The sequence below is a fragment of the Bacteroides sp. NGMCC 1.200775 genome, from assembly GCF_040798045.1.
Taxonomy (GTDB): Bacteria; Bacteroidota; Bacteroidia; order Bacteroidales; family Bacteroidaceae; genus Bacteroides; species Bacteroides hominis.
In genome coordinates this window covers 18,374-43,186 of sequence record NZ_JASCQK010000009.1, presented here as the reverse complement: position 1 = coordinate 43,186, position 24,813 = coordinate 18,374, and the positions used below count along the sequence as shown (strand labels likewise).

General features: G+C 42.4%; 20 protein-coding genes and 1 pseudogene. 6 read left to right on the top strand and 15 right to left on the bottom strand.

Annotation, left to right across the window (positions count from 1 at the left end; all coding sequences use genetic code 11):
- Nucleotide 1 precedes the first annotated feature (1 nt).
- Genes QK890_RS18235 through QK890_RS18225 form a run of 3 tightly spaced genes read left to right on the top strand, consistent with a single transcriptional unit; the run spans nt 2 to nt 2,691 of the window.
- Nucleotides 2-808 carry an MBL fold metallo-hydrolase gene (locus QK890_RS18235; protein ID WP_005782455.1) on the top strand — a complete coding sequence of 269 codons (807 nt, stop codon included), beginning with the start codon at nt 2-4 and terminating at the stop codon, nt 806-808.
- A 9-nt stretch (nt 809-817) separates the two neighbouring features.
- Nucleotides 818-1,576 (top strand): tRNA (guanosine(46)-N7)-methyltransferase TrmB, encoded by a 759-nt coding sequence (trmB, locus tag QK890_RS18230; protein WP_220654661.1) that lies wholly within the window; start codon nt 818-820, stop codon nt 1,574-1,576.
- 8 nt (nt 1,577-1,584) lie between these two features.
- Complete coding sequence (locus QK890_RS18225) at nt 1,585-2,691, top strand: Mrp/NBP35 family ATP-binding protein (RefSeq protein ID WP_005782459.1); 1,107 nt, start codon at nt 1,585-1,587, stop codon at nt 2,689-2,691.
- A 90-nt stretch (nt 2,692-2,781) separates the two neighbouring features.
- Here the strand turns inward: QK890_RS18225 and QK890_RS18220 are convergent, their stop codons facing one another.
- The 14 genes and pseudogenes from QK890_RS18220 to QK890_RS18155 all read right to left on the bottom strand — a co-directional run bounded on the left by QK890_RS18220 (nt 2,782) and on the right by QK890_RS18155 (nt 19,490).
- The gene (locus QK890_RS18220) at nt 2,782-4,683 is read right to left on the bottom strand and encodes a thioredoxin domain-containing protein (protein ID WP_367627502.1); all 1,902 of its coding nucleotides are present in this window, start codon (nt 4,681-4,683) and stop codon (nt 2,782-2,784) included.
- Between the two features lie 39 nt (nt 4,684-4,722).
- On the bottom strand, nt 4,723-6,444 hold the full coding sequence (locus QK890_RS18215; RefSeq protein ID WP_032531440.1) for a M56 family metallopeptidase: 1,722 nt from the start codon (nt 6,442-6,444) through the stop codon (nt 4,723-4,725).
- Between the two features lie 20 nt (nt 6,445-6,464).
- The gene (locus QK890_RS18210) at nt 6,465-6,830 is read right to left on the bottom strand and encodes a BlaI/MecI/CopY family transcriptional regulator (RefSeq protein WP_005782465.1); all 366 of its coding nucleotides are present in this window, start codon (nt 6,828-6,830) and stop codon (nt 6,465-6,467) included.
- Between the two features lie 147 nt (nt 6,831-6,977).
- Nucleotides 6,978-7,727, bottom strand: coding sequence for an SGNH/GDSL hydrolase family protein (locus QK890_RS18205; protein ID WP_005821960.1), 750 nt, complete (start codon nt 7,725-7,727; stop codon nt 6,978-6,980).
- Between the two features lie 17 nt (nt 7,728-7,744).
- Nucleotides 7,745-8,452 carry an SGNH/GDSL hydrolase family protein gene (locus QK890_RS18200; RefSeq protein ID WP_080715638.1) on the bottom strand — a complete coding sequence of 236 codons (708 nt, stop codon included), beginning with the start codon at nt 8,450-8,452 and terminating at the stop codon, nt 7,745-7,747.
- Between the two features lie 123 nt (nt 8,453-8,575).
- Nucleotides 8,576-10,525 (bottom strand): glycoside hydrolase family 97 protein, encoded by a 1,950-nt coding sequence (locus tag QK890_RS18195; protein WP_022011314.1) that lies wholly within the window; start codon nt 10,523-10,525, stop codon nt 8,576-8,578.
- Nucleotides 10,526-10,697: 172 nt separating this feature from the next.
- Complete coding sequence (locus QK890_RS18190; protein ID WP_005821957.1) at nt 10,698-11,948, bottom strand: ABC transporter permease; 1,251 nt, start codon at nt 11,946-11,948, stop codon at nt 10,698-10,700.
- Nucleotides 11,948-13,129, bottom strand: a complete 1,182-nt coding sequence (locus QK890_RS18185) for an ABC transporter permease (RefSeq protein ID WP_005782473.1) — start codon at nt 13,127-13,129, stop codon at nt 11,948-11,950. The genes QK890_RS18190 and QK890_RS18185 overlap by 1 nt, the downstream gene beginning before the upstream one ends.
- Entirely contained in the window at nt 13,126-14,118 is a 993-nt protein-coding gene (locus QK890_RS18180; RefSeq protein ID WP_005782476.1) for an HlyD family secretion protein, read from the bottom strand. Before QK890_RS18180 ends, QK890_RS18185 begins: the two co-directional genes overlap by 4 nt.
- Nucleotides 14,119-14,179: 61 nt before the next feature.
- The gene (locus QK890_RS18175; protein ID WP_367627501.1) at nt 14,180-15,634 is read right to left on the bottom strand and encodes a TolC family protein; all 1,455 of its coding nucleotides are present in this window, start codon (nt 15,632-15,634) and stop codon (nt 14,180-14,182) included.
- A gap of 891 nt (nt 15,635-16,525) precedes the next feature.
- A complete protein-coding gene (locus QK890_RS18170; RefSeq protein ID WP_005811130.1) occupies nt 16,526-16,891 on the bottom strand; it encodes a hypothetical protein in 366 nt (121 codons plus the stop codon).
- Nucleotides 16,892-17,061: 170 nt separating this feature from the next.
- Nucleotides 17,062-18,573: a hypothetical protein gene (locus QK890_RS18165; RefSeq protein ID WP_233481204.1), complete on the bottom strand. Its 1,512-nt coding sequence runs from the start codon at nt 18,571-18,573 to the stop codon at nt 17,062-17,064.
- Between the two features lie 408 nt (nt 18,574-18,981).
- Nucleotides 18,982-19,282, bottom strand: a pseudogene (locus QK890_RS18160) (transposase).
- A 22-nt stretch (nt 19,283-19,304) separates the two neighbouring features.
- The gene (locus QK890_RS18155; protein WP_186993680.1) at nt 19,305-19,490 is read right to left on the bottom strand and encodes a transposase; all 186 of its coding nucleotides are present in this window, start codon (nt 19,488-19,490) and stop codon (nt 19,305-19,307) included.
- Nucleotides 19,491-19,622: 132 nt separating this feature from the next.
- Between QK890_RS18155 and QK890_RS18150 the strand changes: the two genes are divergently transcribed.
- The 3 genes from QK890_RS18150 to QK890_RS18140 are packed head-to-tail and all read left to right on the top strand — an operon-like array spanning nt 19,623 to nt 23,706.
- Complete coding sequence (locus QK890_RS18150; protein WP_220576115.1) at nt 19,623-22,190, top strand: outer membrane beta-barrel protein; 2,568 nt, start codon at nt 19,623-19,625, stop codon at nt 22,188-22,190.
- Between the two features lie 39 nt (nt 22,191-22,229).
- The gene (locus QK890_RS18145; RefSeq protein WP_220576116.1) at nt 22,230-22,784 is read left to right on the top strand and encodes an RNA polymerase sigma-70 factor; all 555 of its coding nucleotides are present in this window, start codon (nt 22,230-22,232) and stop codon (nt 22,782-22,784) included.
- Nucleotides 22,765-23,706, top strand: a complete 942-nt coding sequence (locus QK890_RS18140) for a FecR family protein (RefSeq protein WP_220576117.1) — start codon at nt 22,765-22,767, stop codon at nt 23,704-23,706. Before QK890_RS18145 ends, QK890_RS18140 begins: the two co-directional genes overlap by 20 nt.
- 124 nt (nt 23,707-23,830) lie before the next feature.
- On the opposite strand, the gene QK890_RS18135 is transcribed toward QK890_RS18140, so the two are convergent.
- Complete coding sequence (locus QK890_RS18135; protein ID WP_005782494.1) at nt 23,831-24,703, bottom strand: hypothetical protein; 873 nt, start codon at nt 24,701-24,703, stop codon at nt 23,831-23,833.
- Between the last annotated feature and the right edge of the window lie 110 nt (nt 24,704-24,813).

Below are 24,813 nucleotides of genomic sequence, written 5' to 3'. Positions count from 1 at the left end.
AATGAACTACAAAATAACAACCCTCGCAGAAAACAGTGTTTACGGTAAGGGATTACAGGGAGAGCATGGGCTTTCCCTGCTTGTTGAAGCGGGGGAACACAAGGTGCTGTTTGATACCGGTGCTTCGGATTTGTTTATCCGGAATGCCCGTTTGATGGGAGTCGATCTGACCGATGTGGAATTTGTAATACTGTCTCACGGACATCGTGACCATACAGGTGGATTGCATACTTTCCTGAAAATGAACAGCAGGGCAAAGGTGGTATGTAAACAAGAAGTGTTCCGCAGGAAGTTCAAGAATGAACGTGAAAACGGAATGTTGCATCCCGAAGCATTGGATAAGTCCCGCTTTTGGCTGATCGACGAAACTACGGAGATTGTACCGGGTGTATTTGCGTTTCCGGATGTCAGGATAGTAGACAGGAACGACACGCACTTTGAGCATTTCTTCGTGGAGATAGGAGGCGAGATGCGTCCCGATACCTTTGAAGATGAACTGGCATTGATATTGAAGAGTGAAAAATCCCTTTCAGTGCTGAGTGCCTGTTCGCACCGGGGGATTACCAATATTATTCGTGCCGTGCAGACTGCATTTCCGGGATTGGGACTGAAACTGGTGATGGGAGGCTTTCATATCCATAATGCAGGCATAGAAAAGTTCAATGTGATTTCCGCTTTTCTGGGCATGAAGCTTCCCAAACGTCTGGGAGTCTGCCATTGTACGGGCATTGACAAATATGCGTTGTTCCGCCAGCAATTTAACGACCGGGTGTTTTATAACTATACCGGTTGGGTAGAAACGATTTAACTTTTTTGAATGGGAAAAAATAAATTAGAGAAGTTTGCCGATATGGCAAGTTATCCGCATGTTTTTGAGTATCCTTACTCGGCAGTGGACAATGTGCCTTTTGACATGAAGGGAAAATGGCACAAAGAGTTTTTTAAGAACGATAACCCGATTGTACTTGAGTTGGGTTGCGGGCGCGGCGAATATACCGTCGGACTGGGACGGATGTTCCCTGATAAGAATTTTATTGCGGTAGACATTAAGGGAGCCCGCATGTGGACGGGAGCCACCGAATCTCTTCAGGCAGGCATGAAGAATGTTGCTTTTCTGCGTACCAACATTGAGATCATCGACCGTTTTTTTGCGGAAGGCGAAGTGAGTGAGATCTGGCTGACTTTCTCTGATCCGCAAATGAAGAAAGCGACCAAACGCCTGACTTCTACCTATTTTATGGAACGTTATCGTAAGTTTTTGGTGTCCAAGGGTATTATCCATCTGAAGACAGACAGTAACTTTATGTTCACTTATACCAAATATATGATTGAGGAGAACAAACTGCCGGTGGAGTTTATCACCGAAGATCTTTATCACTCCGATCTCGTTGATGACATTCTGGGCATCAAGACCTATTATGAACAACAATGGCTCGATCGTGGTTTAAGCATTAAATACATCAAATTCCTGTTACCGCAGGAAGGAGAATTGAGAGAACCGGATATTGAAATTGAACTCGATTCGTACCGGAGCTATAACCGTAGCAAGCGGAGCGGATTGCAGACATCTAAATAATACAAACTATGACAATCTATCCTAAATTGATACTCGATGCACTGGCTACAGTGCGTTATCCCGGAACCGGAAAGAATCTTGTGGAGGCCGGTATGGTGGAGGATAACATTCGTATAGAGGGAATGAAGGTTTCATTCTCCCTGATTTTTGAAAAACCGACCGATCCGTTTATGAAGTCGGTGATAAAGGCTGCTGAAACAGCTATTCTTACCCATGTGAGCAAAGACGTGGAGATAGCTGGAAATATCAGTGTGAAAACCGTACAGGCTGCACGTCCCGAAGTCGGTAAATTGTTACCCCGGGTAAAGAATATCATAGGTATCTCTTCCGGTAAAGGAGGGGTGGGTAAATCTACCGTGTCGGCCAATCTGGCTGTAGCGTTGGCTAAGTTGGGCTATAAAGTCGGTTTACTGGATGCCGACGTTTTCGGTCCTTCCATGCCGAAAATGTTTCAGGTAGAAGATGCCCGTCCGTACGCTGAAAAAATAGACGGACGCGATATGATTATTCCTGTTGAAAAGTATGGTGTAAAATTACTTTCTATCGGTTTCTTTGTCGATCCTGACCAAGCTACTTTATGGCGTGGGGGGATGGCGAGCAATGCGCTGAAGCAGTTGATCGGAGATGCTGCCTGGGGAGATCTGGACTATTTCCTGATCGATCTGCCACCGGGAACAAGTGACATTCACCTGACCGTAGTTCAGACATTGGCCTTGACCGGTGCCGTTGTGGTTAGTACTCCGCAGGCTGTGGCTTTGGCCGATGCACGTAAAGGGATCAACATGTTCACTAATGATAAGGTGAATGTTCCTATTCTTGGTCTGGTGGAAAATATGGCTTGGTTCACTCCGGCAGAACTTCCGGAGAACAAGTATTATCTTTTCGGGAAAGAAGGTGCCAAGAAGCTGGCTGAAGAGATGAATGTTCCGTTGTTGGGACAGATTCCGATTGTACAGAGTATCTGCGAGGGCGGCGATAACGGTACCCCTGTTGCTTTGGATGAGAATACGGTTACCGGCCGTGCATTTCTTTCGTTGGCTGCCAGTGTAGTACGACAGGTGGACAAACGGAATGTGGAAATGGCTCCCACGAAGATTGTAGAGTTGCATAAGTAACGATAAGCGCTTTTAAATGATGAACGATCGGTTCCTTGTCCCATAGGCAGGAGCCGATCGTTCTTTGTTTATTGTTTGTTGTCCGGAGGGTTAATCATATACTTTCATCAATTCTTCTTTTATTTGGGCTACACCCGGGAATCCTGTCTTTTGGTGTTTGACATTTCCTTCCCGATCGATGATGAGATAGGTGGGTACGCCCCTTATGTCGAATTTATCACCTAAGAAACTCCATTGAGCATCCGTTAAACGGAAATGCTCACCGTGGATATCCGGAATCATGTTCTCCCATGTTTTCAGGGGTGAAGTTTCGCCGGTAATGTAAAGGTAAACGATATCCTTTCCTTTCAACTCTTCCTTTAGCGGCAGCATTGCTTTATTGGCCATGCGACACGGGCCACACCAGGTTGCCCAGAAATCGGCCAGGATTACTTTACCCCGGAATTTAGAGATAATGGATGTAAACAGGTTTTCATCACTGACTTCCCCTACTTCATGAATAGTATATCCGGTTTTCTTTTTATTGGCTTCAATGGTTTTCAGAAGTTGTTCATTGCCCTCCCGCAGTTCATTTTGGCAAGCGGGTGGAAGAGTGGCAAGCAGGACTTCCTGTTCGGCGGTCAGGGGTGTAAAGTCTTTGATAGATGAATAGAGTTCGTTTGCTTTATTAATATCGAAATAAACTCCTTTATCGGTTCCCCATGCTTTAACCAGTTCATCTCTCCAATGACGCAGGTAATACGGAACCAGTTCGGTCAACCGGGGATTGTAAAGTAATGCCATGGTGTTGAGGGAGCCAAGTGGTCTGAAAGCATCCGCGTAATAGTTTTCAGGTAGTTTTATTTGAGTCGTTTTAAAGTATTCCCTGACTTCTTCGTTTTTCATTTTATGCTCCATGGCATAAGCCTGCTTGATGGCCATTTCCGTTAAAGAGATAGCCTGGGCAGTACCGGCGTCTACCTGATTGATTAATACCGTTTTGAGCGCTTGACTGATTGAGGCTTTCTGTATGGATTCAAGAATAGTAGCCCGTTTGCCATAAATAAAGTCTTTATAGGCTTGGGCGTCCATTCCTGCTATGTCACGGAATAGTTGACGGTAATTATCCATAACGGAAGGATTTAGGTTACATTTAAAAGATTCCTGTGACAGCCCGGCTAATGCGCCGCCAAAGTAAACAGCTTCGCCATAAGGTTTGTCGTCCTTATGGAACTTGGATTGTTGCCGGCATAGTTCGCGGGTATTGATAATGATACTGCTCTCTTCGCCCGGTACCACGTAGGAAGAAATCATTTTACCGAAAATACGGAGGGCGACCGAAGTAGTGGCAGGTACTTTTATTTGAGTGGCAAATGTGCCGTCATTGTTTATTTTTACTTCCGCTCCTTCGTAGGCACCTTTTACCGGGTCAAATACAATCGGTGTTATTTTGGAGATGAGCCCCGGGCGATAATCCAGAATCTTTCCTTTGAAAGTGGCTTCCTTGTATTCGAATTTCGGTTCGGGCAATGTATTATTTATATCTACTTTCTGCACAATGGCTTCTTGGGGTAACAAAAGTTCGGGAAGAGCTTTTCCTTTAAGTTGAATGCCCCATATCTTGAATGCCCCTTGAACATTGTCCCCTTCGGAGAAATCGATAGAAGTGGCTGAGGCCGGTATTGGCGGAAAAACTAAACGGAATTCTGCTTCACCGGATTCGGGCATCCAGAATTCCGTGTCGGGTTTAATACCGATCCCCGAACGTAAAACGTAGGTTTCCCCGTTATTGTCTTTCAGGAAACTTTGTCCGGAAATCCGGATCCATTGTTTGGGTTGATAGAATGCTTTGATATAAAGTACTGTAGCCGTGTCGCTGAGGACGACTTTTTCTACTTGAATCGAGGTACTGCTCCAAGCTATGAATGGCGGCTGTTCTATGACTTTTTCTTTGGCCTTTGCAAGGTTGCAGATGCACAACAAGAGAATGGCAATAAATGTGATTTTTCTCATACTATTTTTATTAAAGTGATTTTCAGGTTGGGAGTACGGTTAGGTCAGACGGAACCGGATGGGGAGTGTGAATCGGGTCGCTACGTTCTTGCCTTTTTGTTTCCCGGGTATCCATTTGGGCATACCGCTTACTATGCGGAGTGCCTCGGCATTCAGTTCCGGCGATACTCCCCGCACTATTTTGGGGTCTCTTATATGCCCGTCTTTATCAACAATCATCTGTATGACAACCTGCCCTTGTATGCCCGCTTCCTGTGCAGCTGTAGGATATTTTATATTTTTGTACATATATGCTAAACAAGCTTTCATTCCACCGGGGAATTCCGTAGCCTGTTCAACTACATCAAAAATTTTATTTTCAAGATTCTTATCGGAAGTACTTGCCGGATCGGGCGCCTCATCTATCAGGTGAAACCGTACCGGGACGGTCATTCTGGTGGCTACAGCTATTCCTCTTTGTCTTCCGGGACGCCACTTAGGCATTTCTTTTATTACACGTAATGCTTCGGCGTCCAGTATTGGATGCACACTTTTTGCTACTGTACAGTCGGTAATCGTTCCGTCTGCCCGGATTATGAATTGGGTAACGACTTGCCCATGTATTCCGTTTTCCTGAGCGATAGCGGGGTAGCGGAGGTGACTGCTGATGAACCTTTTCATTTCTGTCACTCCTCCCGGAAATTCCGGCATTTGCTCAACTACTTCAAAGACAGTTTGTTCTTTTGGTTTTTGGGAGGTTGTTTGTCCGGCTGTATTGTCCGTTTGAGGTTGCGGAGCATCTGCCGTATGGGATGGGGTATTTTCTTCAGCCGGAACTTTCTGTTCAATCTGCTCTTCCACTGTTTGCATCATTTCTTTTGCGATGTTTTTAGTAGTACGTGCCACGGCTTCAATGTTGCTTACTATCATTAGGGCAAGAGCCAGCGGGAGAAATAACAGATATTTGGTCCGTCCTATCTCTTTGGTTCTTTTTTTATTCATCATTGTGATGCGATTCTTCAGTGGCAACACATTGAAACTGTTGGAGAGAGTGATTGTACTTTTTTGATGGGCCAATCCCAATAAGTGATACTGATAAGATTTTGAATCATGCCCGGCTTCCAGTACACGGTTGTCGGCCATGTACTCCAGGTTGTTCCGTACTTCCCGTTTCATCAACCATGCAAACGGGTTGAACCAACAGGCGATACACATCAGTTCGCTGATGATAACATCTATGGAGTGCTTTTGCCGGGCATGCGTTCCTTCGTGAGTAAGGATTTCGCTTAACTCATTGTGCGGATGTGCTTGCGGATGAATGAAGATCCAATGGAAAAAAGAGAACGGACCACTTTCTTTGTCAAGCAAATAGACAGGAATTCCTTCTATCTGATCTTTCTGACAATGAAAACGCAACCGCAAAATACTGGCAAACTGGGCAACGAAGCGTATTAAAAGTAATACGACTCCTGCCCAATAGATGATATTTACTGTAGATAAAATAATGTTTTGCCAATCCGTAGTCGCAACTTCAGGAGTTATTTCAATTTCGGGCAATACAATGGTTGCGTATAAATCGGCCATTGCTACCATAGGCTCGTGCGATCTGATCCACTCCTGAATATTCAACACCGGGTAGAGTGGAGAAATGACAAAGAAGCAAAGCAATACAGTCCGTCGCCACTGAAAAAAGGTGTCTTTGTAGAAAAACAACCGATAGAAGGCGTAGAATAAAGCAATTGCTATATTTATCTTCAGGAAGTATGCCAGTTCGGGAGTCATGTTTTTCAGGGTATTAGCGATTAGTTTTCTTTTCCTTTCTCGATCATGTCGATGATTTCTTTCAGGTCGTTGGTCGATATCTTCTGGTCTTTTGCGAAGAAAGAAACCATTTCTTTGTAAGAGTTCTCAAAGTAGTTCCTTACGACTCCACTCATGAAACTTCGTTTATATTCGCTTTCTTTAATAGCCGGAGTGTACAGGTACGTATTTCCTACGCGCTGTGCCTTTACATATTTTTTCCGTTCGAGATTCTTCACGATGGAGGCCACCGTAGTGTAAGGAGGTACGGGTTGCTCAAATTTGGCAACGATGTCTTTCACGTAGCAACTTTCCAGTTCCCAGATGTAAATCATCACTTCTTCTTCTTGCATTGTCAACTTTTCCATGGAGTATGTTTAATTACGTTTATATCACAAAGCTACGAAACGGTCGTAACTAAACAAAGCGAAGTGTGTTAAATGATGTAAATGAATAGGTTGCATATAGTGAGAAGGCTGGGGGAGAGGAGGAAGCCTGTGTGGGTTTTGACACATTTACATTATTTTCAGGATGGCTTCCGCCCAATATTTGCCGAGGATTTTGGCACCTTCTTTATTGGGATGCAGATAGAAAGTCCCTGCGTTTCCATTCTCCGGAGTAAAATAGCTCTGATAATTGTTCCGGAAGAAGTCGGAAGCAGCTGTATCTCCCAGAAATACCTGATTGGGCTTGGTCTGTGTGTAATGGTCGATCAGTTTATGAAGCATGGGAGTGTAACTTTCCAACCGTTTTAGTCCGGCAGCAAGATAGACTGCACCGTTATAAGTGTTCGGACTATACCAGATAGGCTGGTGAATCACGATTTTACATTTCGGATACAGGGAAATCAACTCGTCAACGATTGTTTTCATATTGGTATAATAGGACACCGGTTCTACCGGAGCCCCGAAGGGCCCGGTACAGGCACTGTCGTTGGTGCCCAGCATGATAGAAAAAAGCAGTGTCCCTTTATGTTGACTCAATTCCTGTGCGGCAGACTTGACATTCGGGAATTGTTTTCCGGCTACCGGCAGGAAATCAAGGGTAGTCATACCGCTCACTCCGCAATTACGATAGGTGACGGATTGTTTTACTACTTGTCCGATGTATTGGCTGGCTTGTACCGGAGGTGCTTCTGTCCCGGGATTTTTCAGTGTAGCACCTTGGGTGATACTGTTGCCTATGTATACTATGTTAATGTCTTGCGCATATAGTTTACTTATGCAGATACTCAATAAAAGGCAGAAGGAGACAAATGACTTCATGATTTTAATTTCAATGGTTAGCGTATCGTTTTGTTTATGGCTTGCTGGATGAGCTTTTCCATCACGTCGTACCCTTCAGAAGTAGGGTGTACTCCATCTTTAGTATAGACCGGATTCAGAGCTTTGTTATTACCGCTTACCATCGATGAATAATAGTCTACAAACGGAATCTTGTTTGCTTTGGCGTATGCTTTCAGGCGTGCATTGAGTGAGGCTATCTTTTGTGGTGCATCTTTGATGGACGGATTCCAGCCAAAGCCAGCAGCCGGCAAAGTGGTAGTCAATATCACTTTTATATGGTTGGCTTTTGCCAGTTCCACCATCGAAACGATATTGCCAAAAGTCCGGTCTTCATGGTACGTTCCTGTATTCTCGGCAATGTCGTTGGTGGCGGCATTGATCACTACTAATGCGGGGGATAAATTGATCACATCTTCTCTGAAACGTACCAGGAACTGGTAAGAAGTCTGTCCACCGATGCCCCGGCCGATATAACCGTTGTTTTTGAAGAAATCAGGATGTGTGTTAACCCATCCTTCCGTGATGGAATTGCCCATGAAGACTACTCTCTTTTCATTTTTCTCCGGCTTGGGGAGTTCGGCATTTTGCTGCGCATAGCGTTGCAGGCTGGCCCAGTCTTTTTCTTGGGCATTGATTCCTATAAATGATGCTCCGAGGCAGAAGACAGCCATCAGCATCCAGCGGTGTATTATTTGTTTTTTCATTTTTGTAATATGCTATATCACTACAGAGTGACACAGAGTCTTCATCTCTTGTTAATGGAATATTTATGAAAAAAGTTTCTCTGTGGGACTCTGTGTCACTCTGTGGTGAACTTGATTTATATTCTATTTCATTTTAATTGTTCCGGCCCATCCCCCGTTGCGTACCATTTTCAATGTCATGCGGGTTTGATTGTTCACGGTAGACTCCTTTTTCTTGTAATCCATTGCTTGACGGTCAGCGTTAATGCCATCTTCAAATGAGGTTAATGTGAATGATTGTCCTGCCGGAAGGAATCCAAGGTCGATCTCGATGTTTTGTGGTTGATTGCCGGTGATACCTCCGATGAACCACTGTTCTCCTTTTCGTTTGGCTACGACGACTGCTTCACCTACTTTAGCATAAAGGACCTTGGTTTCATCCCAGGTGACGGGAACACTTGCGATAAATTCGGTACAGGGAAGTTCCCTGTAATAGTAAACCGGGTTGTCGGCTAACATTTGCAGACCACTTTCGAAGATGATGAAAAGAGCCATTTGGAAAGCACGTGTTCCTGAGCCCATGGCGTTGGCGCGGGTAGAACGGTTGTCTTCCGGCTGAGCGGAAATCATTGACCCCGGAGTGAAGTCCATCGGACCCACAGCATTACGCATAAAGGGTAAATAGATACTGTTTTCGGGTTTGCAGTTGCCACCTTGTTCCATGCCCAATACACCTTCGTAAGAGAGTACGTTCGGATATTTCCGTTCCAGTCCCGCAGGCTTGAAGGCACCATGGAAATCCACAAATAGTTTATGTTTAGCTGCTTCTTGGGCTACACGTTCGTAGTAGTTTACCATCCACTGATCGCTGCGGTCCATAAAGTCTATCTTTACTCCCGCAATGCCCCAGTCGGCAAAAGTCTTAAAGAGATCGAAGTGATTCTCGACGGTAAGCCATGGTAGCCAGAGTACGATTTTCACGTTTCGTTCTTTTCCGTACTGAATTAACTCAGGGAGGTTGATAGTAGAATTGGGAGTAAACGGATCACGTGTGTTTTTGGCCCAGCCTTCATCCATGATGATGTAGGGGATGCCGAATCTGGAAGCAAAGTCAATGTAGTATTTATACGAATCCATGTTGTAGCCGGAACGGAAATCTACCCCATAGAGACGTGCATCGTGCCACCACTCCCAGCTCACCTGCCCCGGTTTGATCCAACTGTAGTCTTCAAGGACACAAGGAGTGGAAAGGTTATATACCATTTCGTTTTCAATAATCTCTTTGTCTTCTTTTGAGATTACCATCATTCGCCAGGGGAATGAACGCTTTCCGGTTGTTTTGGCAATATAATCAGCTTCTTTAGTGATCTTGAGGCTACGGTCACCATCTTCGCCAAATGCCAAAGGTGCTTTTGGGAAAAGAGATTGCATCCCATTCTTGCCGGTGCCTTTGAGGAACATACAAGGATAATCGAATAGGTCAGCTTCGGATATCAGGATTTTATATGCTTTGTCCGTTTCTATCAGTACGGGCAGGTAACTCATACGATCGGTGGCAGCATAGTTTTCCGTATCTATATGAGTATATGGATATTCGTAAGAGGTTTTAAAACCATCCGGTTGTGATAAGTGGGCTTTGTAGTTGGCAGGAAAATTAATTGCGAAATCTTCTCCCATTACAATGTTATCCTCTTTTTTGTCTGTAACAAAACGGTAAGCCATACCGTTATCGAATACCCGGAACTCAACGGCATAGTTTCCGCTGAAGTTCATCCTCAGCGTGTTACAGTGGTTCTTTACAATAGCATTTTTAAAAGGTATCTCACGTTTCACACTTTCGTCAATGGTTCCACGTTTCGTGCTCCGCAGCCTGGGATTGTCCCCCAGTGTTTCATTTTGCAGTTGGAGGTTGAGATAACAATCCTTTAATAGTTGGTTGTTATCATAAGACACTGAATAGTAGATTCGGTCCTTGATATCTACCGATACTTTAATGGCTCCGTTGGGAGACATTATGTCAATCACTTTAGCGTACACGCTATTTCCGCTTATTACTGCCAATGCGAGCAAAAGGGACATCATTTTTCTTTTCATAACATGTGTTTTATTATTGTATGTGTTGTGTTTACATCTTCCACTTGAAAATATAAACGCCTCGAATGTACTAATTATCTTTGTTTCAGACAATAGCTGTCCGATATATTTTCGGGTTGAATTGCAATAGCAGGTATTTCCGGATAAATCCGGAATAAATATGTGTATGTGATTATGAAAGAATAGGTTTTCCTTTGCCTTTCATTTCTTTGTATTTATCAATGACATGCTTACGGCTCTTGATGATCTGCCAGCGATATACCCAACAGGTAGTCAGGAAGTAGAATCCCGTTTGTATCCATAACGCTTTATATTCAAATGGGATCTCACTCAGTGTCGCCCCCATGTTATTGATCCGCACAAATCCGTTAATGCCGAAAGTAGACGGGAATATATAAGAGAAATATTTCCAGAACGGCGGTATGGCTGCTCCCGGCCAGGAGATTCCTGAAATAAACAGTAACGGAACAGACGTGAAGACGAATATCAGCATGCACGTTTCCCGGTTACGGATGGCAATGGACGCAGTCATGGCAAAGAAGATGCAAGCCATCAGATAGGGAAGGATAAATAACGCTAATGTACCCGGTTGTCCGATCTGGTTGAGGCTGAACATGCGGGGAACCGCACAAAGTACGTAAACAGATACGAGCGAATAGACCATGAAATAGCTTAGTCCTTTACCCATTACAATACGCAGCGTGCCGTTGTAATGCCGGTTAATGGGCACCAGATCTTTGAAGCGGTTGTTTTCGCGGGCGGTGCCGGCAGAAAGTCCGATACCCAACAGTAAAGTCTGCTGAATAATCAGGATCAGTACTGCCGGTATCAGGAAAGCGGCAAAACCGTTAGTCGGATTGAACATTGCCACGTCTTCATATTCGATGGGGTAGGCTGTGATCTCATCCTGGCGGTCGGTGGTATTGCCCGAACGGGTTATTTTGATATCTTCGTTCATGTCTAAAGATACGGCTGTGTTAGCCAGAAGCATACTTTTGTAATATAGCAGTCCGCTCATATCACAATAAATACTTACCTGAGTCTGTTTACCTTGTGCTATGTTATCACTAAATTCTTTGGGGATATAAATGATGCCATAAGCCAGACGGTCTTTCAGCATTTGTTTGGCTTCTTCCATATCTGCACAATACGCTACGATTTCTATATCGGGAGTGGCGTCCACTTTGCGCAGATATTCGCGGCTGAGTGAAGAGCGTGAATCGTCTACTACCACTGCGGGCACTTCGCGCACCACTTCGTTGGTATAGATGAAGCTATAAATCAACGGATATACCAATGGCACGAGTACGAAGAAAATCAATACTCCCTGGTCACGGAAGGTGGTTCCAAACTCCCGTTTCCAGATATAAAACAGGTCGTTGACTCCTTGTGTTATTTTATCTTTTAATTTTATATCTTTCATTAGGGCATGTATTTATAGTATATCAAAGCTTCCTTCAACCGGTGAACCACGAAGAAAGGAAGTAACATAAAAATCAATAACGCCATATAATTGGACCAGGAATAAGCCATACTGTATCCGTTGAGTGCCTGGTCTACGTAAATGAGAAAGTAATGCCGTAGTGGGAACAGGTTGCTCAATGCCTGCAATACCGGATTCATAGCCATTACCGGGAAAGAGAACCCCGATATGGAGAAAGAGATGACTCCCCATAATGATGCAAAACTCAATCCGAGGCGGAGTGTAGGCAAAGTGCCTATCATCACGATGCCACAACATTGTGAAGCCAGTACAAGGCACAAAGTGGCCAGCAGCATAGGGAGGATGCCACTGTTGCATGGGAAATGCAGGAATCCGTACAAGTATACATTATAAAATATACCCATGATGAAGAACACTACCGTTTGTGGAAGAAGTTTACCTGCCAATGCGATATAAATGGAGTTATTGCTCAGCCGCAACCACTCACGTGCGGTACGGTCTTTGATTTCCACGCCGATGGAGAATACCGTTACCATGAATATCATCAGCATAAGTACTCCCGGTACAAGGGTGTTGCACAAGTAGACCGAGTAGTTCAACCATGGATTCTGTATCGGGTGTGTATCGATGACTATCGGTTGGAGGTATCCCATGGCTTGGTCCTCTGTTGCACCTTTAGCGTACAGTACCGAACGGCTGACTGCCCCTGATGCAAGCTCGGACATCATCTTCATGTCTTTGAAAAGCAGTGAGCCGGCAATCAGGTACGAGTTGTTGGTATAGAAAGATATTTTGGGTTGTCGTTGGCTTTGAGCATCGGCCGACAACCCTTTGGGAATATAGAAGAACCCATAAATTTTGCCTTCCTGCATTGCAGTGCGGGCTTCATTCACACTTCCATAACGGGCCACGATAGCCGTTTGCCCGAAGGCATCCAAATTGCGGAGGATATTTCTCGAACTGGTTGAGTTGTCCAGATCGACAGCGCCGACAGGCATGTCGGTGGGCAGCCCCGAGTCCATCAGCGTGGTGAAGAAAATATAGCAGAATAACGGGGCTATCACCATGCAGAAGAGATAGAGCGGACGGGACACAAGACGGCGACATTCGCGCTTCATGACCAGCCAGAGGGCTATATATTTCTTTTCTCTTTCTTTCATTTTTTAAGGATGACTGACATTCCCGGACGCAGATTGTCTACTTTTTCAACCGGAGTAGCTTTTACTTCGAAAGTTTTCAGATCGAACTGTCCTGTAGTTTTAGTTGCTTTCCAGGCAGCGTAAGTACCCAGATCCTTCATGTAGTATACTTTCAGGCGAATCGTTTTGTTGTCCAGTGCGGGCACGATAGCGTCAAATTCAGATCCCATTGTCAGGTTCTTCAATAAATCCTCGCGCACATTGAATGTCACCCACATGTCATCCATCACTGCAATGTTCATAATCGGTGCGCCTGTGCCTACCAGCTCGCCCACTTTGGGAAATATCTCAGAAACCTCTCCGGCTGTCTGAGCAATCAAATAAGTCTCTTTGATGTACGATTCCACTTCGGCAACAGCTCCTTTGGCACGGTCTACCAAAGCGGCGGCAGCCATTTTGTCCTCACGTTCGGCACCGTTTTTAGCCATGGTATATTGGGCCTTTGCTGCTTTTTCTGTGGCGATGGCTGCATTACGTTGCGCAGTGACTTCGTCCAGTTTTTGCGCAGGCATGACTCCCTGGTCGAACAGATTTTTAACACGCTTATATGATTTCTCTGCTATATCAACACCGGCTATCGCCTTTTGCCACATTTCATAAGCTGCCTGGATCTGTTCCTGACGTGCCCCTTTGATTGCTTTTTCGTTTTGTGCCTGAGCAGCGGCTTCAGCTGCACGTGCCTGTTCCATTTTTGCCATTACGTCCGGAGCTTCCAGTATGGCGAGAGTGTCTCCCGCTTGTACTGTTTGTCCCTCTTTCACACGGAATTCCAGAATGCGTCCGGGAACTTTGCTCGAAACGCGGTATTCGGTCACCTCGGCCTGTCCCTGAATAATTTCCGGACCTTTGCGGAGCATGAAGAAACCGACAACTGCAACCAGTACAATAACTCCCAGCAGAGTGAGGAATGCAAGCAGCATATTGCTGTTCTGTGATTTTTGTGATGTCATCTTATTTACGATTTTACGATTTACGATTGAGATTGGCTTTCTCTAAATTTACTTATTCATTTTATTTCAGTGTTCCCAATGACTTCTGCAGGTAGATCTCTGTTAACTTCACATCAATCTGTGCATCGATCTTTTCCGATTGGGCCGACAACCAGGCAGTATGGGCTTCAAGTACGTTGCTTGGAGCAATTACTCCTTCTTCGAATCCAAGGGTGGCGTAGCGCAGGTTTTCGTCAGCTTTCTCAAGGTTCTTTTTCGCCATGGTCAGTTTCTTTGCTGCCTCGTTCACTTTGAAGGCCGATTGGTTGACCTGCAACTCTATTTTTTCTTTGGCATCTTCCAGTTGATACTGAGCGATGCGTGCTTCTGCTTTGGCTGCCTTTACTTTATAGAGGCCCTCTCCCCAGTGCCAGATGGGTAATTGAAGCATGATGCCTACATTCCACATTCCTTTGAATTTATTTTCAAAGCTGTTGAATACGGAAGGGTTAGTAACCATATAGTTTCCCATCAGTGCTAAAGACGGAAGATGCTCGGAGCGGGTTACGTTTATTTTTTGTTGATAAATTTTGGTTGCCAGTTCCAGGCTCCGTATTTCAGGCCGGTTGGCATAGGCTGTTTCAACCTCAAAGTCGGTAGTAACAGGCATTAACGGAATGTCGTCGATGTCTTCGTCGGCCAATACGATGGGGGTACTCAGATCGATGCCGCACAGTTGGCACAGTAGCATCCGCGAAAGGCTGAGTCCGTCTTCAACCTTTGTCAGTGTCATTTCGGCTTCGTTTACCTTCACCCGAACCGAGAGTCCGTCCGCTTTAGTGGCTACCCCTTCGGCAATCATCTTTTCTACATCACTGTCCAGTTTCTGCAATAGCTTCAGGTAGCTTTCCGCGAGTTTTTTCTTGTTGACCAACGAGATAACCTGCCAATAGGCCTGATCCGTGCTGAGAATCACCTCTTGCATACCCGAATTGTGCTGTTGGCGAGCCAACTCTTCAGCGTATTTAGTGATTTTGTTGTATGCCCGGATTTTGCCGCCCATGTATAATGGCTGTGTCAGGGTGATGGCCCCTGCATATACATTGCGGGTATCGGTACGGAATGCGTCTACAATAGAACTTCCGGCTTCGTTCAAGGCCGGTACGATAGCCCCTCCCAGTTGCGACAAAACCGGGGCCAGTTCAGGATGGAGCTGTCCGATGACTTGTGCAGCCTGCTGCAGTGGTCCGCTTATGCTGTTTCCTAAGCCCGATAGGGCAGCTTTCTGATCACTGTTGAGCAGCGAGAATTCTTTTTGGTTACGCATATAGGCCCCTGTAGCAGAGAAGTTGGGTAAGTAGTTCGTAAAAGCTGCTTTGTTTTGATAGTGTGCAGCATTTATTTTCTCTCCGCTTATCAACAACTCTTTGTTGTTGGCAATGGCCAATGCACGGCAACTATCTAAGGATAGGATTCCCTGTGATTTCAGAGAGAAAGTAGTTGTCAGGAGAAAAAACAGAAACAGGATTTTTTTCATCGCATCTTATACATTATAAAGGTAATACTTCATTTTAAAGAACAATGCTTGCGGGTTGTTTGTTTATCCGGTTTTGTTCTTGTTATCCTTGTTAGGACAAGAAACAATAATTGCATAAACAACGATGCAAATATAAAGGGTTAATCTTAAAAAGCAAAACGATTTAATTTTTTTTGTTATTTAGGCCCGATGTTTGAATACCGGGCGATGTATTCTCGCTTTTTCAATTAACATTGTTAATCGCATTCTGGGGCTTCTTCTTTTCCAAATGCAAATAACAAGCCTTTTGCATTTAAATGACTTGTTATTTGAATCTAAAGAGCAAGCTTTAACACTGTGTTAAAGCAAGTCTTTTCCCAGCAAGAGTTTAGTGCTTTGAATGTCTTGTCTTTCATCTGTTTAAGTATCATCGTGTCTTTTTCTATCCAATAAGACTTAGCAGGCTGAAAGCCTGTATACTTGCTTATTTATCAACTATGGATTGATCCTGTCTTCCCGAATCATTTTTTTCGTGATATTGTGTATCCGATTGCATACTTTGGCTGTAGTATAATAAACAACTATTGCGAATTGGTATTTAGCTTACTGGTTCAAAAACCTTATTTAAGGTTTCTGTTTTTCAATAACACGAACAGAGAAGCAGAAAGGAAAGTTTCGTGGCAATAGTAGACAATAACCTTTTTATTCTTATATCTGGAGATTTCCAGATTGCGTTTTGAGCATCTTCGCATAACTGGACCGGGAGCAACCCAATAGGGGGTATTTACCCGATTTACTGATATGGTTCGGATCAAAAGTGGCAGTAGTACGAATATTTAATTAAAAGGAGCAGAGGAATTATTTATTCTCTGCTCCTTCAATACCTATTCTTAATTGCTCCCTCCTTCTTTATTACTTTTGGAAAAAAGAGCCCTTGCTTTTTTCTGAACGATAGTACATTCCATCACCAAAAGTAAGATAATTATCTCCCACTGTTTGTCTGAATGCACCATTGATTATAATTTCATTACCTTCCTTTACATAGTTAAATGTGTTCAAAAGTTTTAATGCTTTGTAGTCTTTATCAAGGCTATACTTTTCAATTGTTTTTGCTCCGAAGAAAAGTCCTACTGCTTTTACACCACCTTCTACCCGTTCTTCAGCTTGAAATTGATGTATCCAGATTGAATTATTTAAAGAATAATCTGCTTCCTTATGACAAGACGACAAAGCCAACAAAATAATTGTGCAGATAAAGAAAGTTACTTGTTTTTTCATCTTTTAAATCGTTTAAATGTAAAGAAACTATTTGATATTGGTAAAATACTTGTTTCTATTATTCCTTTACCTTTTCTAATAGGAATTACGTACTCGTTATTGGATAAAACAGATTCAATGGGATAGTCATTAAAAAAATCAAAGTAGAACTCGTCAATACGTTCATTACTTTAGGTGATAGAATATTCTGTTGTTACTGTCTTTTGAGTTGTCGTTGTATTATCTAATTTTCCATTTATTCCTAGGGTGATTCCTTTAATGATTGGAGCAGAAATGCTTCCATCTATTCCTTTATTGGATATATAAGTTAAAGAATATGTTTCTGTGATTTTTGCGGTTGTTCCTTCATCCGGGTTAATAAGATATACTACAACCTTTTTGTTAATGGGATCTTTAGCTATGTTCCATTCATTCAATCTTGTATCGTGTCCGTAATCTAAAGGATAGAACCATTTGGACTTAATACCATTTCTATCAATTGTATAGGTATACTTTGTACGTCTAAACATCGTTTTATGTCTTCTATGTTCATTGATTTTAAGATTGAATAATTTTTCAGGGGTAACATAAATCTTCATTCCTTCAGATATTACGTTGTTTCCGTTTACACTTCCTTCGATCCTGAAAAGAAAACAGAAAGCTCTTCCCGTTAAGATACGTCCTAAAACTTCTTCTCTGCTTAAAGAGCCTTTTTTCTGCTGTACTTTATCATAGAATAATGGCTTGTTTTGCCCTGTTGCTATATCCTCCAAGCGAGAAAACGCATCTGCTGCAATCTTAAATCTAAAAATACAATCTTTGATATCTGGACGAATTTCTTTGGGAGTTTCGCTTATACTATTTAAGCCATAGTACATAAGTGATCTCGTCGCCCTGGGCTTTTGGGAGGATTTATTATAGGCTGCCACCAACAATGGATCTATATCTTTTATTGGGACATAGCCTTCATCTTTATATTTTTCACTAAGCTCTTCATATGCCGAAGCACGTGTTACTCCTGCAGTCCTCTCGGAGTATGTAGGATCAAAAGACTGATCAACAAATTCATAATTTTCATTTAAAGGGTAAGCTGAAAGATTTCGAGTTTGTATATGTTTTTTTCTTATACTGGCACTTTCACAAACTACAAACAAATTAAATCCAGGTATTTCATTAGCAGCAATTGTATCTACTATGACTCCATTATAGTATAATGTCCTATCTAATAGAACCGGTACTTCAAAGTCTCCATCATCCATGTCTTTTATTAAAAGATTCCCGTATTCTGGTATGTGGATATTTAGTAAAGGTACATTTGTCTCGATGTTCTCTATTTCCTCTTTATCTTTGGCGTACTTTATTAATATATCTCGGAAAGAACAATTGTTTATTTGCCCATCTCTGGCAATGGGATAAAAAATATTATATCCGTTATCTATTTTCTTTAAAGCTTCCTCTTTTAAAAAGTGCCTGACACTTTGTTCCTCGAAAACGGCTTTTGATAATATTTCAGCAAATCGCTCCATATATTGTTCTTTGCTTTTGACGTTTCTTGTTGTTACATTTTTAGTGGGTTCATTGTTGTAAGTTGCATAATCGTCGGAGCATGCTTCTAAGATGATAGAGAAAAAAAGAAATAAAAATAAATTGATTTTCACTTTTTTCATGTCTGTTTTTCTGTTTATAATATTTTTCTTAATCACAATCACTCGTCTGTTTTTAATTAGAATCTATCAAAAACTAATAGTTCATGTTACATATAATACAATTCATACTAAAACCGTACTCAACTCGAAACATGAAAAAGAAGTTAATATTTTATCATTCTTTCAATATATATGAAGCAGGTTTAATATTGATTTATTATAAAGACAGTTTTTTTACGTAAACTCCCTATTGAACGCGAGTTCGGGTTAAGATTTCCTTTTAATCCTCAAAATCACAAGACAATAAAGATTCGGGCGGCCAAAGTATGGTCGCCCGAATCTTTATTGTTCTACTGACTTAATTCCAAATGGTAAGCTGTCCGTCTGATGGGGCTATGTCAAAGTCGAAGTTAACCTCCGGCTTGACATTGAAAAAACAATATGCCTCCATTGTAGAAAGCAAGTTCATCGGAAAATTATGTACGCTACGGTGGTGAATGTGTATAAATTGTTTTTATTTTTCAATGCATCGTTGGGTGATTCGATAATACTCCGTTTACGTAACATTAGTTTGTTATAAATCGAAATCAAGCGTTGCTTCATGTTTGAACGAAGACCGGTGACGATATGAATGCCATCATTAAAAAGTTTCCCAAAAAGTGATTGAGAGAGACCCCTTGTCGGTATAAAGCTTTCCAAACATCTTGTTTGTCAGCGTATCAATTACATTTTTGTTTCGATCGTCAACATTGGCCCCGGTCAGCACAACGTTGACAATCTCTCCTCTTTCATACACAATAAATGAAGTTTAAAGCCGATATAGCACCCATTGTACTCTTACCTTTTTTTGCTATGTCTTTGCATACTTTCATGGAATATTGTCTCCTGTTATGGATGGCAGGAATGCATGTACTGTCAATGAAACTGATACCTGAACATTCTCCGAAACAAACCGGTTTGAGGAATATTGTCAAGGCTATGAAACATCTTGGAATATTCTAATTTATGTATGATTGTCGCTACTTTATTTTTTTCGTAATATTGCGTACCCGATTGCATACTTTGGTTGTAGTATAATAAACAACTAATTAAAAAATAGAAAAACAATGAATTGGGGAATACACGACAGAAGAGGCTGGATGGCTGTGATATTATTATTGTGCGCATATCCTTTTTCGGCTCAGAATGCCGGTCAAATCACGTTGGAGCTTAGAGACAAGCCACTGCCTGCTGTTTTGAAATTGATTGAGAAAGCAGGGGAGAAGCATATTATTTTTTCCTATAACGAGACTGAGACTTACCATGTTACTGCCTCTATTCATCAAAAAAACGAATCGGAAGCACTTTCCATCGTTCTGAAAAATACCCCGTTCATTTATAAAGAACGAGAAAACTATTTTGTTATTCAGAAAGCGGGGATAGACAAACGTCTGGTAATTATTCAAGGTACGGTTTATGACGAGGAACATAACCCCTTGGTTTGCGCCAATGTGCTACTGCTGAATAGAATTGATTCCACATTTGTGAGCGGAGTGGTTACGAATCAGGATGGTTCGTTCCGGATACCGGGTGAAGAAGGGAAAGATTATCTTTTGAAAACGTCTTATATAGGTTATCAGACCAAAGTCCAACCTTGCGGTGCAATGAATAAAGTATGTTTGTTTTCCGATGCCCAATTAATGAAAGAAGTGGTTATTAGTGTCGATCATCCTTTAATAGTACATAAAGATAATGGTTTATTGGCTAATGTCGTTGGTACTCCTTTAGCTAAAATGGGCTCTGCTGCGGAAATGATATCCCATCTCCCTTTTGTAACGGGAGGGGTGGGGGAATACATGGTTCTGGGACATGGAGTTCCTGTTATCTATATCAATGGCCGTAAGGTACGTGATCAGGGAGAATTGGAGCGTTTGCGTGCTGACGATATTTTATCGGCGGAAGTGATTACTACACCAGGAGTGGAATATGGTTCGGATGTATCTTCAGTCATTCGTATCCGTACGATCCGTCAGCGAGGACAAGGGATAAGCGGCGGCTTTCGAGGTGTTTTTTCTCAGGGACATGACTATAATGCCAGTGAGAATCTATATTTGAATTACCGTACGGGTGGATTGGATCTATTTGTGAAAGGTGACTTGAAACATGGAAATTATTACCAGGAATCAATTTTAAATCAGGAAACTGACGCTTCTTCCCGATGGGAGGTCCGAGGAGGAACTACCAGTTTTCGTAAAGCCGTTTATTTCTCCGGTGAGGTAGGTTTCAACTATGAGTTAGATGACAAGAATTCTTTGGGTGCTCGTTATATGCCGGGTACGAATGTAGGTTCTGTGAATCAGACTAACCTTGGCAACAATTTTGTGTATAAGGATGGTGAAAAGACAGAAGAAATATCTTCTTCGCAGTATGCACATACTTATCCTACCTGGACTCATTCGGTGAATGGATACTATAATGGAGCGTTCGGTCAATGGAATGTGGATTTCAATGCTGATTATTTATTGGGAAAGAATAATTCCACAAATGAAGTTCTCAACAACGATGATAAAGCTGCCCAATCAGAAAATGAAGTCCGAAACTATTTGTATGCTATGCGTATGGTTGTAAAACGCTCTTTCGGAAAAGGGACATTGTCGTTGGGTACGGAGGAAACGTTTACGAACAGACACGACATATTTGTTCAAAGTGGTTTTTCTGACAACGCCGATGATCATATCAAACAGTCTATTTATTCTGTGTTTGCCGATTACTCGCTGCACTTGGATAAATTCAATTTTGATGTGGGGCTGCGTTATGAACATCAAAAAACGGATTATTATGAATATGGGGTTCATCAAGATGAACAAAGTCCGGTGTATAATGATATAGTCCCTGTCGCTTTAGTAGGATATGAGGATAAAGGCTGGCATGCATCCCTTTCTTATCGCTTAATAAGGAATAATCCCGACTATCACATGCTTTCAAGCTCAATTACATATTCAAGTAAATATATGTATCGTAGCGGAGATCCCTTACTGGTTCCACAAAAACACCATGTCTTTATATTGGATGCCGGATCGAGATGGGCGTTTGTAAATCTCTTTTTTGATAGGACATTGGATTTATATACGAGGTTCCTCAAACCTTATAATGATGAAACCCATCCGGGGGTGTTGTTGTTTACCATGGCCTCCATACCTACTACAGATACTTATGGAATGAATTTTAATGTTTCTCCTAAAATCGGGTGTTGGCAACCGCAATTGAATGGAGGCATGTATTTTTATGATGCCGATGTTCGTTCTTTGGGGATAACCCAGCATTGGAACGAACCTCAGTTTTATTTTGAGCTTGACAATAGTTTTACTTTTCCTGATGGTTGGTTTTTGAATGTGAACGGGAATATTTCGACAGCAGCCAAACAAAGTTATTCTTTGAGACACAGAGAGGGTACGGTAAATGCCCGTCTGTCGAAATCATTTCTGGAAGATGCTCTGATGATAACACTTACAGCCGATGATATTTTTCATACCCGTTATCATTATATGGATGGATATGGAGTCAGAAGTCATATACTGACCCGTTCATATAATGATAATCAACGTTTGGGTATTCAGATATCTTATAAATTTAATGCAACTAAGAGTAAGTATAAAGGTACCGGTGCGGGACAGAGTGAAAAGCAGCGCCTTTAATCTGCCTGATAAAAGAATTATCACTAATTTTGTCGGCTTATGGCAAAATTAACGATATTCCGGTTTCGTGGACATGTTTCACGGGAAGAACGCTTCAGGCAATTGTTTGTGGAGATATATCCCCGTCTGGTGCGTTATGCCATTCAGTTAATGGGCGATCGGGAAGAAGCGAAGGACATTGTTGGCGAAGTGATGGAAGAGGCTTGGAAATGTTTTGATAGACTGGAAGCAGAAACGCAGAATGCTTATTTCTATACAGCTACACGTAATACGTGCCTGAATCGGTTAAAGCACCTGCGCGTGGAACAACAGCATTTGGATGCTTTACGTGAGGTTACGCGGATGGATGTGAATACCGGATATCGACAGCATGAGGCACAGTTACGGCAAGCGGAAACTATTGCTTACGGCCTGCCCGAACCGACGCGTACCATTTTGAGACTTTGTTATTGGGAGAAACTGACCTATAGGCAAGTGGCAGAACGGTTGGAAATAAGTCCGGATACGGTGAAGAAACATATATCGAAAGCTTTACGGATTTTACGTAATGAAATGAACGGAAAGGAGGAAACAAATGGAACAGAGAGAGGATAATAAAAACGATGTAGCCCCCCGTAGGCTCGAAAATATTTTCGGTGAGGCTCTTGGTGACCTGCCTTCTGTCGAAGAGACAGAAATCGCTTGGCAGGCATTTGCCTCTCGCCGACGGCAGAAGAGAGTCCGAACTTTGTTATTCGGCTTTGCAGCAGTTGCTTCCGTGGCATTACTTTTGTTTTTGGGTTTGTCCCGGGAAAACTTTTTATCACAAGAAGTCGAAGTGTTTGCTTCTGTAAATTCGCCTGATAAATTGGTGATGACAGAGGCTAAAGGGATCATTGCAGTCAGAACACCACCCGCTACCACTGTTACCATTTATTTGCCCGACAGTACTGAAGTGCTGTTGAACGCCAATAGCCGCCTGGAATACCCGAAAGTGTTTACCGGTGATCTTCGGCAGGTAATGTTGGAAGGTGCTGCGAGATTTAATGTTCAAAGAGATGCTCTACATCCCTTTATTGTAGAGACCGGGAGTTTACAGACGCGTGTATTGGGTACGGTATTTGATGTTGATTCTTATGGATGTGGTACTACTTCTAAAGTTGTCCTGTATGAAGGTTCGGTGCAAGTCAGCGATAAAGCCAGCACACAAGTCTGTAAGATAAAGCCGGGTGAACAGGTTTATCTGGATAGAGTAGGTGATATCTGTATTTCTCAGGCTGATATCTGTATGCAAAAGAGTTGGACAGAAGGTCTATTTATCTTTGATAATGTCACTCTGAGATATGTTATGCAGGAAATTGGGGCATGGTATAACACAAATATTGTTTTCTGTTCCCATTCTTTGCTGGAGGAACGGATTTATTTTTCTGCCAGTCGTCATCTTCCTGTCGGGGAAATATTAAATGTTTTGAATGATTTGCAAATTGCGAGATTCATAGTGGAAGGGAACAAAATAATCGTATCACCACTATCATGAGTTATTGAAATGGAAAACATTCAATAAGATAGAATTGAAGTAATAAAAAAGAGGATGTGCCAGAAGCCGGTTACTTAGTAACCATTCTGGCGCATCCTCTTTTAAAGTATATGGTTTTAAAGTTTTAGTCCAATGTGAACTTCTGCGATCCAATCATCGTTCCGTCAGCAAAGATGTCTACCCGATAGTCGCCGGCATACAGAAACTCTTCCACATCCCAGAATACGTTAATAGTTTGTTCTTCCCCATTGTATTCGATGTACTTTTTGATAGAGTAGCCTAACGTACGGTTTTCATAAGGGAAAGTGTTTGACGGGCTTTTGGTCAATACATCGTTATCCGGTTTCGTTATCCGGATGTAGAGTGTCCGTTCTCCGGTTTCGGCAGTGATATTTTTGACAATCGTAAAACCGATGGCCAGTTTTACGATATCCTTTACTTTTTTAGCTTTTTTGCCACGTTTGTTGCGAGGTTCAATCCAGATATTGGTTGCATCCAACTGAGCAGCTAATGTAACTTTTTGATTAAGGTTCTTCTTTTCTTCAGACAAATTATTGATCTGGCGTGAAGCCGCATTGTATTTCTGCGTTACTTCTGCTATCACTTGTTTTTGCTGGGCGGTCAGTTTATTCAGCGAGTCAATCTGATTGATGTAACCGATCATTACTTTTCTCAGTGTTGCCAATTCTTTTTTCAGGCGTCTTATCTCTGTGGCGTTACTGCTCTTTACCGTACGGAGTTCTTCAAGCAGGCGTTGCGTCTTGACCTGCTCCTGAGCCAGCAAGTCTGCCAAAGAGTCGTTCGATACAGTCAGTTTCAGTTCGTCATATTGCTGTGCAAAGCGAGTGTACTCATTTTCAAGATCTTCTTTGTCCAATTGGAATTCCTGAACCAGTTCACGGTTAGTCTGTTTTTCGGAGAATAACAGATAAGTAAGACCGATGAGCGCGAGCACCAAAACAGATACGGCAATGATCAGCAGATTCTTTTTATTCATATTCTATAAGGTTGAATGATAAAACGCTGCAAAAGTAATCATTTCAATACAGAGTAACACAGTCTATTCACTTTTCTTTAACTAAAATTATTATGGAAAAATTTCTTTAA